Origin of the sequence: Deinococcus arboris (genome assembly GCF_009755355.1) — a bacterium.
GTDB classification, from domain to species: domain Bacteria; phylum Deinococcota; class Deinococci; order Deinococcales; family Deinococcaceae; genus Deinococcus; species Deinococcus betulae.
In genome coordinates this window covers 1-12,455 of the sequence record NZ_WQLB01000034.1, presented here as the reverse complement: position 1 = coordinate 12,455, position 12,455 = coordinate 1, and the positions used below count along the sequence as shown (strand labels likewise).

The 12,455-nt window shown below is 58.7% G+C and carries 15 protein-coding genes; 5 read left to right on the top strand and 10 right to left on the bottom strand.

Annotated features, from left to right (window positions below):
- The first annotated feature begins 281 nt into the window (after window positions 1-281).
- The gene (locus GO986_RS18640) at window positions 282-1,061 is read left to right on the top strand and encodes a hypothetical protein (RefSeq protein ID WP_157460859.1); all 780 of its coding nucleotides are present in this window, start codon (window positions 282-284) and stop codon (window positions 1,059-1,061) included.
- Here GO986_RS18640 and GO986_RS18635 read toward each other — a convergent pair.
- The gene (locus tag GO986_RS18635) at window positions 1,032-1,700 is read right to left on the bottom strand and encodes a hypothetical protein (protein ID WP_157460857.1); all 669 of its coding nucleotides are present in this window, start codon (window positions 1,698-1,700) and stop codon (window positions 1,032-1,034) included. The genes GO986_RS18640 and GO986_RS18635 overlap by 30 nt on opposite strands.
- A 270-nt stretch (window positions 1,701-1,970) precedes the next feature.
- Between GO986_RS18635 and GO986_RS18630 the strand changes: the two genes are divergently transcribed.
- On the top strand, window positions 1,971-2,378 hold the full coding sequence (locus tag GO986_RS18630; RefSeq protein WP_157460855.1) for a hypothetical protein: 408 nt from the start codon (window positions 1,971-1,973) through the stop codon (window positions 2,376-2,378).
- 160 nt (window positions 2,379-2,538) lie between these two features.
- Entirely contained in the window at window positions 2,539-2,979 is a 441-nt protein-coding gene (locus GO986_RS18625; protein ID WP_157460853.1) for a hypothetical protein, read from the top strand.
- Window positions 2,980-3,036: 57 nt separating this feature from the next.
- Here the strand turns inward: GO986_RS18625 and GO986_RS18620 are convergent, their stop codons facing one another.
- Both GO986_RS18620 and GO986_RS18615 read right to left on the bottom strand, forming a co-directional pair.
- Complete coding sequence (locus GO986_RS18620) at window positions 3,037-3,354, bottom strand: hypothetical protein (protein WP_157460851.1); 318 nt, start codon at window positions 3,352-3,354, stop codon at window positions 3,037-3,039.
- A gap of 65 nt (window positions 3,355-3,419) precedes the next feature.
- Entirely contained in the window at window positions 3,420-4,370 is a 951-nt protein-coding gene (locus GO986_RS18615) for a tyrosine-type recombinase/integrase (protein WP_369409467.1), read from the bottom strand.
- Between the two features lie 136 nt (window positions 4,371-4,506).
- On the opposite strand from GO986_RS18615, the gene GO986_RS18610 reads away from it, so the two are divergent.
- Window positions 4,507-4,854: a hypothetical protein gene (locus tag GO986_RS18610; protein ID WP_157460849.1), complete on the top strand. Its 348-nt coding sequence runs from the start codon at window positions 4,507-4,509 to the stop codon at window positions 4,852-4,854.
- Window positions 4,855-4,878: 24 nt separating this feature from the next.
- Here GO986_RS18610 and GO986_RS18605 read toward each other — a convergent pair whose 3' ends face one another.
- Both GO986_RS18605 and GO986_RS18600 read right to left on the bottom strand, forming a co-directional pair.
- Window positions 4,879-5,139 (bottom strand): hypothetical protein, encoded by a 261-nt coding sequence (locus GO986_RS18605; protein ID WP_157460847.1) that lies wholly within the window; start codon window positions 5,137-5,139, stop codon window positions 4,879-4,881.
- A 47-nt stretch (window positions 5,140-5,186) separates the two neighbouring features.
- Window positions 5,187-5,786: a nucleotide-binding protein gene (locus tag GO986_RS18600; RefSeq protein WP_157460845.1), complete on the bottom strand. Its 600-nt coding sequence runs from the start codon at window positions 5,784-5,786 to the stop codon at window positions 5,187-5,189.
- 136 nt (window positions 5,787-5,922) lie between these two features.
- Between GO986_RS18600 and GO986_RS18595 the strand changes: the two genes are divergently transcribed.
- Complete coding sequence (locus GO986_RS18595) at window positions 5,923-7,635, top strand: ATP-dependent nuclease (protein WP_157460844.1); 1,713 nt, start codon at window positions 5,923-5,925, stop codon at window positions 7,633-7,635.
- A gap of 59 nt (window positions 7,636-7,694) precedes the next feature.
- On the opposite strand, the gene GO986_RS18590 is transcribed toward GO986_RS18595, so the two are convergent.
- Genes GO986_RS18590 through GO986_RS18570 form a run of 5 tightly spaced genes read right to left on the bottom strand, consistent with a single transcriptional unit; the run spans window position 7,695 to window position 12,378 of the window.
- Window positions 7,695-10,565: a ParB/RepB/Spo0J family partition protein gene (locus GO986_RS18590; RefSeq protein WP_157460842.1), complete on the bottom strand. Its 2,871-nt coding sequence runs from the start codon at window positions 10,563-10,565 to the stop codon at window positions 7,695-7,697.
- A gap of 56 nt (window positions 10,566-10,621) precedes the next feature.
- Window positions 10,622-10,945: a hypothetical protein gene (locus GO986_RS18585; RefSeq protein WP_157460840.1), complete on the bottom strand. Its 324-nt coding sequence runs from the start codon at window positions 10,943-10,945 to the stop codon at window positions 10,622-10,624.
- Complete coding sequence (locus tag GO986_RS18580; protein WP_157460838.1) at window positions 10,942-11,358, bottom strand: hypothetical protein; 417 nt, start codon at window positions 11,356-11,358, stop codon at window positions 10,942-10,944. Before GO986_RS18580 ends, GO986_RS18585 begins: the two co-directional genes overlap by 4 nt.
- A complete protein-coding gene (locus GO986_RS18575) occupies window positions 11,358-12,065 on the bottom strand; it encodes a 3'-5' exonuclease family protein (protein ID WP_157460837.1) in 708 nt (235 codons plus the stop codon). Before GO986_RS18575 ends, GO986_RS18580 begins: the two co-directional genes overlap by 1 nt.
- Complete coding sequence (locus GO986_RS18570) at window positions 12,052-12,378, bottom strand: hypothetical protein (RefSeq protein WP_198170813.1); 327 nt, start codon at window positions 12,376-12,378, stop codon at window positions 12,052-12,054. Before GO986_RS18570 ends, GO986_RS18575 begins: the two co-directional genes overlap by 14 nt.
- Between the last annotated feature and the right edge of the window lie 77 nt (window positions 12,379-12,455).

Genomic DNA, 12,455 nt, shown 5'->3' with positions numbered 1-12,455 from the left:
TCCCTAGAGCCAGGCACACAGCAGACGATGGCCACGCCGTCTCGAATCTGAAACTCGCCGGTGATGGTTCCGCCGGCCGTCCCCCAATCGTCCGGGCAACGGACCTGCAGACTGTCCCCCCACACCAGCTGCACCTCACCCAACTAGAAGTTGTCGCCGACCCGCTCAATGATCTGCATGTGGTCTCCTATGAGCAGCACCCTAATCGCCGCACTGGGCACGGGCTCAACTGGCGAGATTTTCCGTAGACGTGCGCGGCAGGGTCGCCTAGCCTGAGCGCCATGTCGGAGTGGACCAAAACCGAATTGGCTGTGTTGCATGCGGTCCGCACTGCGGCAGCTTTGACCTCTCGCCGTGTGCAGCAGGACCACGGGCCTCGCCCCAACTGGCACCGGCTGCTGGAGAATGACGTTCTCAAAGAAGTCAGCACCGTTTACGGGCCCGTGCTGACTCTGACGGAGCGCGCCCACGATTTCTATGAGCACACGGGACGTCTGCGTGGGCCGGGGAGCCTGGCGGACCGCGCCTATATGCTCGACGCCGTTCGGATGCTGGAGCAGAAGGGTTACAGCCTCATGGAATACGACTACAAGCGCGGGCCTGAGCGAGGCACGACCACCGGGCACATCACCCGGGCACGCATGGGTGTGCCGCCCGAAGAGTTACGGCGGATCCATGCCTACTGGGGCCCTGAACGGCGGCAGGGTTATGCCCCCAGCGGTCGACGGGAGGAACAGAAGGGGGAGGTGTGGTTGTACGCCCGCTGTTCTGGTGGCGGCGTGCAGGCCACGGAGCTTCGGCGCCTCCTCAAGAGACACCTGCACGATATTTCCACTTGGCGTTCGCCCATGCTCATCGTGGTGCCCCAGGAGGTCGGTCCCCTGCGGACCTTTGCGCGTGGCCACATGGCCAAAGACCGGGCGCTCCACGAGAGCATGCGAGAGAAGCGCCTGGCTGGAATGCGCGACGCGCCCTACACCCCAGACTTCTTGATCTTCGAGCAGCCTCTCCCCTCTCTGGTCTACCGGCCGTCACGAGCCAAAGTCGGCCACGAGGGCTGACACTTTGTGCAGTCGAGGCCGGGGCTGATACGGGCTGCCTGGGGTGTGCACATTGATGTACCCCACGTACACCTTCGTGACCTCGCCGAGTTTGCCCGCCGCGTGCAGCTGCCGTGCCCGGGCATGGATCTTGGTCACCCGGCCGTGCACGCTGGTCAACCAGATCAGGGAGCGGTAGCCGCCGGCCGCGGCCGCCACCAGCTTGGCGTCACACCGTTTAGGGGAGTAGCCCGTGTCGACTTCCACAGAGGCGTCGTGCTCACGGCCTTTAGGGGAAACCAGTTGGGCGTCTGGCCAGAAGCCTGAGCGCCCCTTCAAGTCCAGGTATTGCCATTGCAACTCGTGGGCGGCGATCACCCCCCGCAGTTGATGGGCGCCTTCAGCCAACAGGGCATGGTGCAGGATGTCGCGGGGCGGCTGGACCAGCCAGCGCTCGTCGGCCGACACGAAGGTCAGCGGCTTGATGCTGCTTGCCTGGTGGGCCTGGGTGCGGACGTGCAGATCGATGCGGGGAAGGTCCAGCCACTCAGCCGCCTGCAACAGGCCTCGGCGCTCTAGTGCCACCGTCGTCAGGACCCGGTGCTCGGCGAAGAGTTGCCGTACCTGGGCCTTCTGTTTGGCGGGGTGCAGGGCGGGCATACGCGATGATCCTGGTCATTCATGCGTTAGCGCCGTGAAAAAGGCAGCACGCTCCGGCGCAGTCGAGAGATTCCGGGTTGAAGATTGGTCTTCCTCTTACTAGGTATGATGAGTTTTTTGTAGAAAAATGGAAGCGCAAAAAACTCATCGCTTCAGATTCTTGGACGGCTGTAAGTTGTATGTCCAGGCTGTCTAAAGTGACAGTCATGTCGTCATAGATAGGAAGAAAATTTCACGTCGCTAACGTAAAAAGTCTCACTATGATGAGCCATGTTGAAGTCGGAACTTGCACGAGAACTGGGCATTGATGCCAGCGTCATGACAAAAAAGTGTAAGGACTATTTTGCGGCTGTCGGCAAGCCAGACGAGCGACATCTGAGCACTGAGACGGTCCGAGATCTGCGGGAAGCTTCGGCGCTCCTGGACAGCAATGCAGCTAAAACGTGGAAAGAAGCCATCAGCCGCGTGTTGGGCAATTACACAGAGCCGGTACCGCCTGAGAGTGTGAGGCACATTGTCCAACGCCTGGACCACCTGGAGTCCAGGTTGACCAAGGTGGCTGAAGAAGTCAGCTGGATCGCCAAATACCTGCGTGAGCGGGCCGACCGCCAAGGGGCTTCGAAGGGAGCTGGACAGGCAGCTGCTGTTCAGCAGCCTGAGCTGCAACTCAACCCGTGATCAAGCCGTATCACCGTGCATGGCCTTCTGCCTTTGTTCAGTTCATCTGCCACTTCGAATGGCTGCGTCCAGCCCAGGCCTGTCGAGGTGATTGAGCACGTCCTCTGATCCTGCCCAGCCGAAGATCACGTCAGCGTTAGCGGCGCGCTACAGTACCGCCATGTCACCGACCACCTGGACGAAAGAGGCGCCGCGTGTCGGTGTGAGTGTTCGGGTGTACCCGGAGTACCGGACGGCCCTCGACGCCTTCACCAGGCGCTGTCAGGCGAGCGGCATGGACGCGCTGCAACGCTACGACGTGCTGGAATACTTGATGCGGGATTTGCTGACCGACGAAGGCCGGCAAACGCTCCTGCACCAGCTCTCTACGTCGCCGACGCCCATACGTCGTAACGGGCAGCGTGAACCTCGGGGAATGCTCTCGGCACGTGTGCACCAGCGGTACATGCAGGGTCTCGAAGCTCTGTTGGAATCGTCCCTCGGCACGGAACTGGCGACGCTCGAGCGTTACCGCGTCCTCGAATATCTGATGCGGGATCTCCTGACAGAGGAAGGCCAGAGACAGGTCCAACAGGCCCTACTCCAGCAACGACCCAGCTGACCGGCTGCTAGCTAGAAGAGTGCCGCCCAGGGGGATTCCTGGGCGGCACTCCTGACATCAGAGACCTTGGCTAACCGCTTTCTTCCACCAAGCGGCCTCAACATCATCAAGATAGCCGGCGCTGCTTCCTAGCTTGATAGGCGCGACGAACCACTTGGTATCGGATCGCAGGGGGTTGCCTTCCTCCTTAATCAGAAGCGCCCTGATCCCCTTGTTCACCTCATCAACGCTTTTTTCAGTCTGAATAAAGTAGACAGATTCAAGGGGCGTCATCACACCGGTGTCGGCAATGCTCCTCAGGTATTCGTCCAGAGCTTTGTACTCTTCAGAGGCCGCTTTGTTGAGGTCGTAGGAGATCATGAGCAAGGGCTTCATGCAAAAAGTATATGGAGTGCGTTCAAGGTCTGTGCCTGCAGACGCACTGTTGTTTAGTCCTGCTGCTAGAAGTCTTCGACCTCATTCCCGACGTCGTTCTCTTCCAGAGCAACGTAGCGGCGCGTGGTGTCGACGGAGGAGTGGCCGAGGAACAGACCCACTCGCGTGAAGTCCTTAGTGGCCCTGTACAGGCGGGTGCCCGAGTGCTTACGGGCCGCATGGAAACCGCGCCAGGCCTGCCCCTGCCCTGCGGCCTGAAAGGCTACCCCCATGCGGTACTTGGCCTGGTGGTAGGTCCATTCGAACAATCTGCCGTCGGCTTGGACAGGCGGCAGGCCAGTCAAGGCTTCGCGGACGCGGCGGCCCAGGGGCACGCGGCGGACCTTGCCGCCTTTGCCGTGCACGGTGAGCTGCGCGCCCTGGATGTCGGTCACCTTGATATTCAAGGCCTCGCTGACGCGCAGACCAGCGTGGCCACACAGTAAAAGGAGCGCCGCCAGCCTGGGCTCGCAGTGCTTCAAGACCTCGTCAATCTCATGCATGTAGGGCGGGTTCTTGACGATGCCTGGTGTGGGATCCGGAGGCACGTGAGCGTCCTCGAAGGGCTGGGCTTCGGTGGCGCCGGCCCAGCGCAGGGCCCGGTAAAGCGCTCGGGCGCCGGCAATGTACTGGGCGATGGTGGCCGCCGAGAGGGTGCCGGTTTTGCCCCGGCCTTGTGACGGCCGCGTCTGGAGCTGGGCGACATAGCGGCCGCCGTCGCGGCGACCAGGGCGCAGGAGCTGCATGCCGTTGTCCTGGGCCCACGGCACGAAGTCGCGGACGGCGAGTGCGTAGGCGGCCAGTGTCTTGGGACTGGTGCGGGCGCCCTTGCGGCTGCCGGCCGTCATGTAGGCCTGGGTGACTTGCACCAACATCTCCACGTCGTAGGTGCTGGCCGCTTCGACGGCACGAACCCTTAAGGCCTGGTCGGTGAGGTTGACCAGGGTGAGGGCGTCAGTGGGGCGAACGAGGGTCACGGTGGCCTTGTTTTAGCACCAACCACCATTAGAGTTAATCTTGCACTCACCCTAAATCGGCCTTTTGTGAGACCGATTCCTCTAACTTAGAAGTCTCTTTCTGTTGCAAGCGTATCTCAGGCGTTCTAGTCTGTTCATGACTCCTATTGACCTGCAGCGCCTAGGCGACCAGCTGATCGCCGAACGTCCACTAAGCGAGATCAAGCTCCGCGCCGTGCTGCATCAAAAGCCTGGTCAATCGGATCGCCTGATCTTCGTGGCCCGCACCGAGTTCACCCACCGGGGCGGTGCAGGATCAGTGACTCGGGAAGCCATTGAAGCGGACGGCGCAGACGAGGCGCGCACCCTTCTGTATGACCTCTGCGGCCGCATGGAAATTGGCCAGGGCTACCCCTGTCCTCCCGACCAAAATCCCCCACTGCTGATCGCCAAAGTGCTCGGAGGCTGGGCCCTTCCAGTGACCAAGATCACGCAGATGGATTGACGGTCTGACCTTCTTGGTGCCCCGCTATTTCAGTCGCCGAACGACTGCGGCCAGCACCTCTGGCTCTTCCGCAAGAGCAGCCAGTAGAGCCTCTGCAACCTGATACCGCTTCAGGGTGCGCCGCTGCCTCTTGAGCTTCCCATACACATCCTCGAAGCCATCCAGAACATTAAGTCGAATGGGACTCACTGTGAACTTGCCGGTCGGCACACTGTCCTCAGGCGGCAGGCTGAGCTCTTCCGCACGGGCCTGGGCTTCCTCCACTTCGCGGTTCTTGTCGAGCATGGTTGGTGCGTTGTTGTCCTTCTTCTTCCCTGGGGGTGGAGGGAGGGTCATGCGTTGACCTCGCGCCACACTTCAGCGTAGTGCTGACCCTGCGGCATCTTGCCGGCGGCCGCCTGGTAATCCCCACGCAAAGGCACCCGCGCCCCCAGCACTGGGAAGCCTGTCTTGAGGCACTCCTCCACTGTCTCACGCTCCCGAGCTGGCGCAAATTTGGCCCGGTTGATCAGAATGAATGGCCGCAGATCTGGGCGCAGTTGCATGGCGCGCTTCACCTGCCGCTCGGTGGTGCCGAGCATGCCGGTGTCGCTCGTTCCAACGCCAACAGGAATGACGGCCACGTCGCTGACCATCAGTGTCTCCAGAGCTGCGTCGCGGTCATTCGCAGGAGTGTCAATGAACACGGCGTCGAAGTCTCCCTCGCTCCGGAGCTGACCGATATATGCCTCAAGGTCTGCCTGCTTGATGTCAATGTGGAGGGCTGGGATGCCCAACCCTGCCAGCTCAATCCAGTTGACACTCTGCCGGGTCGGGTCTAGGTCCAGCACGGCCACGCGCATCCCTTCCTGGGCAGCCTGGTGCGCCAGATGCACGGTGGTGTGCGTCTTCCCCGCCCCACCTTTCACGTTTGTAACTCCATAGACCTTCATACGGACAGATTAGAGCTTGATCTTACTAGGATACAAGTATTCGGATTTCCGGAAAGTTTTCCGGATTTCCGGAAAACTAAATTCCTATATCCTAGACAGAAGTATATGTGAAATCTATTTAGTCTAAACTGTTAGCATGCTGCCCAATCAACTAAAGATTTACAATTTCAGAAGTATTGGCCCTGAAGGAGTCGATTTGGGGAAATTGAAAAAAGCTAACATTATTATTGGAAGAAACAATAGCGGGAAATCCAATGTAATACGCGGGTGGTCTACAGCCATCGATGTTCTAAAGCGTCTTGCGGGACACCGGTATGAGATCGATCCTCTTGACCGGTATAGGAGAGATAGCAAGCATCCATTCCGGATAGTTGTTGATTTTTCGCCACCAGAAATAGATACATACAAATATTTTAAGCAATATTTTGATACGATGACTTTTGATATAACCGTTCACGAAAACGGAGACATTAAATGGGAGCAAACAACTTTAGATCCGAAAAGGGATAAGGATTTTATTGAATCTTGGTGGAAAGTCAATCACGGCTTCACAAGTGGAATGTTGTACCCAGATCAGATGATTCGCGATATGATGGAGCGCGCGCGTGAATATCTCTTAATACGTTCTCAAGATCTTTCAAGAATTATTGTCATTCCCGAATTTCGGCAAATACGAGATACTGCAGGAGAATACAAAATCAATGGTGAGAACCTTGTTTTAACTCTTGCCCGACTTAAGAATCCTGTCATAGGCAAGGATGATGATATACTCAAATTTAGGAAAATTGAGAGCTTTTTTAAGCGTTTACTTAGCTTATCTGATGATGCGCATATTGAGGTTTCTACAGAAAACCCCACCATTATTGTCGAAAATAAAGGCATACGTTTGCCTATAGATTATTATGGTACGGGAGTCCATCAATTAATAATCTTGCTCACTGCCGTTTTGAGCAGCGAAGGGAATCTATACGGCATTGAAGAGCCTGAAATACATTTGCATTCAAATCTTCAGAAGTCTTTCATTGATTTTCTAATTAAAGAGACCAACAATAATTATATTATTACTACTCATTCACCATCTATCATAAATATGCCGTTTACAGGTAATAGCCCTCTGCAAGAACTTATATCTCTCACCTCTTTAATTAATGAGGGCGATGGAAGCAAAGGACGTCCTATCGTAGGTTCGCAAGCTGTACTTGATGCAATTAACGATATAGGTGTCAGTGCTAGCGACCTTCTGCAATCAACAGGCATTATATGGGTTGAAGGCCCGAGTGACCGAGTTTATCTCAACAAGTGGATTTCTTTGAGAGATGCAGAAATTATAGAGGGGATTCATTATCACTTTATGTATTATGGTGGTCGTCTGCTCTCCCACTATCAGATCAGCGCGGATGATGGCGAGTTAGAAGGGTTGATTAACCTGTTACGAATAAATCGCAATAGTATTATTATAATCGATAGTGATAAAGATAAATTTGATTCCGTCATATTAAATTTTAAAACACGTATTCTCGAACAGGCAGAAATCTCCGGAATCACATGCTGGATTACGGCGGGACGAGAAATTGAAAATTATGTTCATAACGATGCAATCAATAAAACTTTTCAGGGCAGCAAAGTTCTAGATTATCAACTGGGTCAGTTTGAAAAGATAGACGAGAAACTAGCTGAGGCCACTAGTAATGCAGGATTAAGAGAAAGACATTACGAAAGTGATAAGGTCAAATACTCTAGAAGAATTGTTGATCATATCACGCTTGATCATGCTCCTTATGACCTAAGTAGTCGTATGCAATCTCTCATTGCTTCTATTAGGCGTTGGAATTCGCTTCCTACGAAATGAATCTTTTGCACCGACCAATCTTCTTTAGTGGTCTATTTTTCTAGACCACTAAAGAAGATTCAGCGTAGGGGCTGAGGCAGGAAGCCGGTCAGGAGAAGCCGAGATGCTTCCTCAAGAAGTACTGACCGCAAGTACCCGTCGGACGTGTTGCTGCGATCACCCATACCAGCGTCGTCCCACAGTTCGCAGAGGGCCTCGTGGTTGCAGGCCTCCAAAAACTCCTTAGTCAGCTGGAACGCCGTCGCTGGATTGGCCTGCGAAATGCTGGTGAGTGCCTCGGAATCTAGGGAGTCAACGATCGTATTGGCGACATACTGGTCGTGCAGGCGGCCAAGTAAATCCTCGGGCAGCGCCATCAGGGGCGGCAGCATGGCAGCCAATTCAGGTGTGTCGCCACCGTCCTCAACGGCCACGAATTTCAGTTCGCCTGCATCGCATCTCACAAGACCGTCCAAGAGCTCAACGACGTCTTGCACCAGGGTGACATTGTCTAGGCTCCACTCCTTAATCAGCGCGGTGTACACGTAGGCGGCGCGGCGCAGACTGGCGTCAAGCAGAGCCTGACGAGCGCGACTTTTGCAGGTCACCTGCGGGTACCGGGGCTGGGCAAGCCCAGGGGCACTTGGTGCAGCCGCCGCCGTAGAGCTGCTCGAGAGCGTAGAAGCGCTGTTGATGTTGGGCGTGCCTGCCTGCGGACTGGCGCTCTTCGGTGTCTCGTGCACTGGCACAGGGATCGGCGCGAGGAAGCGGTGCTTCGGGGCTGAGTACTGGGTGTGGTTGGGCAGTCCCAGCCGCTCGTAGCGCTTCAATTCACCGCTTAGCGCATTGATCCAGTAGAAGGTGCCGGTGCCGCTTCCCTCTTGATACTTCCAAAGGGTCGCTTCTGCCCGCACTTCGACGTCGGCAAACGCTGCGCCGCGGGCCACGTCCTTCTCAGCCAAGGCAACCGCGTGCCGCTCCTGGCATGCCATGGCCTGACCAAAGTCGCTAAACACCTCGGGCATGTCGCCAAACAGATCAGCCGCCTGAATCTCGCCGGTATACCAAGAGCGTGGAAACTGCGCGGCGCTCGTGGGCATGACGTGCTGCATGATCCGTATGCGCAGCTGATCAACCGTCAGAGACGCGCCGTGGCGTAATGTTCCCTGCCAGACGGCTTCCTGCGCGGCCGGTGGCGCGAGGGCCAGCAGTTCAGCCTGTTGCTCGCTGAGCTTGCCGGTGTTGAAGGGCTCGTGCAGGATGTCGATCAGACTGCGGCTGATTTGAACCAAGCGTGTGACCACCTTCGGCTTACGGTGGTGAACCCGCGCAATCTCATTGATTGCCATGCCGTCCTCGTGCATCCGCCGGTACCCGTAGGCAGTCTCGAGGGGCAGCATGTCGTTACGGTTCATGTTCTCGGCCATGGCGGCCTGCACCAGCTGCGCGTCCGTCAGCTCCTCAATCCGGACGGGGACCAGGTACTGCGGCAGTACGCTCAGGGTCTCGCGGTCGTCACCTTCGCCGATTTCCAGACCGCGCACCAGCAGACCGATCGCGCGCCACCGGCGCTCACCGGCAACAATTTCGAATAGACCCGGGCGGGTCGGATGCGGCCGCGCCTGAAGGTTCTGCTTCACGCCACTGCGGGCAATGCTGACAGCCAACTGCTCCAGCGCGGCCTGATCGAAATGCTTCCGGGGATTCAGTTCCGAGTTGACGAGTTGGTTCCACGGAATCTCGCGCAGACCGCTCTGAAGGGGCGGCACATGCGGGATTTCGAACCGCTCCGGACTGGGGGACGGCGCCGGCGACGCCTCAACGGCAGCAGCGTCCACAACGTTTTCAGACGGCGCTTCCTGGAACCGCAGCAGATTAGCGACGTGCGCGCCGCCTGGCTGCCCGCTGTCGTAGGTGAGCTTCGCTTGCAAGGGCCGCTCTTCACAGAAGGCAGTGATGACAGCCGGGCCATCGGCTGGACTGCCGGGTAGCCAGACCCGGTCACCAATGGTGAGGCGAGGAGCGGCCGCCACCAGATCTGGCGAGAGGTCAAAGAACTTGCCGTCGACGTCGCGCGTGACGTTGAACGCGAGTTGGTCACTGCGACCGTGCGGCTTCCCGCTGCGAACGGTGCCTTCGGCCAACACGCCATCCGGAAACACGGCTTGCACGCGGTATGTGTTGGCAATCAGGCTGGCCAGCGCGTCCAGCGCGGCGCGCTTGAGGGACTTGACGCACTTTGAGCACTGCCGTCCTTCATAGGCCAGCGGATCCGTGCTGCTGATCGGTGTGGGTTCGGCAGGCATCATTCGGCCACACAGGACGGCCGCACCGTCTCCCCAGTGCGCCAGGTGTGAACCGTTGGGAAACAGCCAGCCGGCCGAAGGCACCACTGGTTGTTCAGGGGCGGTCCGCTTCAAGGCCGCGTCAATCGTGGCCTCGTCCACGGGGAAGGGGAGATCATCGTCGACCGGTGCCTGTTTGCGCTTCGCCTTGAGCGTGACCAACTGTTCGGGCACCGGTGCGAAGCCCAGGTCCACCACCAGGTGCTGCGGATCCACACGCCGCGCCACCCGCGCCTCTGTGGCCGGGACAGTGCTCTCTTCGCCGCTGTCGAGATCCATCACTTGCACGTCGCTTTCCAGTTCGGCGGCGGCCATGACCTGGTATGTCCGCCCAGGCGTGCGCTTCAGGCGTACTCGGTCGCCGAACTGGAGGGGGAGCATCGCAGGGTAATCGTCCGGACCCACGATGTCGGCAAGCGGAAGGTTCAGGGTGCCGCCCCGGTGCTGCACAGTGCAGAGGTGAGCGTGCACTTCGAGGACCGCGCCCAGGACGGTTGAGCCGTTGGGCCGACAAAGCACGCAGTCACCGGCGTACCACATCGGCGCGGTGGCCGCAGCTGGAGAGGGCTTTTTACGACTGGGCTTTGCAGGGGTAGCAGTGGGCATTGAGGACTCCTTGAGGACGCTGGCGTTAGCGTTTGCGACAATGTTGCTTGACCGGCTCACAGGCGGGCCAAGGCGCGCAGCCCGATCAAATGGTCGAGGCGAGCTGAGATCTCAGGCGTGAGAACCTCGCTGTCCCTGGTGGCCGTCCAATTCGGCACCAGGGCGTACACGCGGCCGCCATCCTCCAACCACCAAGACGTGACCTGCCCGGAGTGCTCCAGCCTGGCCAGGTGCACATAGATGGTGCCGATGTTGATGCTGTAAGCGCTGCCAATGCTCAGCGCAGTTGTTGTGCCCGTGCTCAGCGCGTGCAGCACCCGGAGCTGAGCTGGAATCCGGCGCAGCAACCAGGTCAAGAGCATGTGGTCAAGGCGGTTCACGCCAGCGCCTCTGCACGAGAGACGCGAGTCAGCTGGCTGGTAAGGCAGCTGTACGCCTGCCCTTCGCCCTGCACAAACACCAGGAAGTCCGGACCTGACTGGCTGGCGTCCCCTTCCATTTCTGGGTAATCGTCAACGATCAGCCCGAGCTGATTGTCCAGAACGCTGTAGTCAACGCAGTTGGATTGCAGACAGTTGCCTTGAACCAGCACCCAGTCGCCTATTTGCATGTCGCCACCAACGCGTGTCAGGTCGCTGCGGCGCAGGCCTCCGATTTGGCCGCATCCTGCGACCACCAGCACGTGCCGCTCACCAGAGATCCGAGCAATGACGCCTTCGTGCTCCCCATACCGAGCGATGTCACCTACGTCGAGCACCTGGTGCTGCTCATCAGCGTTTATGGAGGTAGCCATCAGCGCGCACCGCCCCAGGAGTACTCGTCCAAGCCGTTTGACGTGCACGCGCAGGTGTGAATGTTCAGCCCACAGACTGGGCAAGGAGAAGCTTCCATGTTGCTGGCTGCGCTCGTCCCAGCCACACTGTGGTGTCGTAGAACGTGCCAGAGGCGTTGCGCGTTGCCCAGGGCACTGCCCAGCGGTGCGAGATCGCCCGGCATGGCCAGGTCACCGATGGCCTGAACGAAGGTCAGCTTCACCCACTTACCGGTCGACCAGTTGTAGGCGCTGCAGATAGGGGTAAGTAGCGCCTGACCGTCAATCCAGTCGGCCGTGCTGAACATCTCCAGCCCCTCACGCTCACAGCCGCGCACGAGCGAGCGCGACATGAATTCTGGCGTGAAGAAGATGACGTCAAGCCCGTTTCCGGACAGCAGCATCTCCAGTTGGGGAAGGGCATTAGCGAGGGTCGGCGCCCCCTCCAGCTGCGCCTGGCGGATACCGTGCACACTCTGCGCGCCTGCCTGAATCGGCTCTGCCGTGTGAATCAGCGTGTCCAGCAGCACTTCACCCCGCAGTCCCAGCACAGCTGCAGCGACCGGCACGCCCTTGATGTCGGTGGTCGCCAGCGCAGCGACGCGCAGCGTAGGGGAGGCCATGAGCAGCTTCGTGCGCTCAAGGGCTTTGTTGCGTTCCTGAGTGGGGACGGGGTCAAGCTCGAACATGCGTGTCTCCGTGATTGAGGCAGTCCCTTTCCACCGTGTTCAGGCGGAAGGGAAGGGGATGCGGCGACTTCTCTGCGGCTCCACCACGCACAAGTAGTGCGCCCAGCAGGGTCAGCCGGTAAGTCATCACAGGGGCGGAAGACGCCAGAGTCAGCAGACCTTTGCGGACCATGGTGCGGGCAACGGTGACACCTCTGGGACTGACGAGTTGGAAGGCGCGGCCCAGCTGCTCACCGGACGCGGCCGAGAAGCTCGTGTGCAGCAGCACCAGCACACGACGCTCCTCGGCCCGAACGCGCGGCATCGTGTTCACGCATCGTCCTGGGTAATGACCTGGGGACCACCCAGCAGGACGCCCAATCCCACGAGGGCCAAGCCGCCGAGGAAATA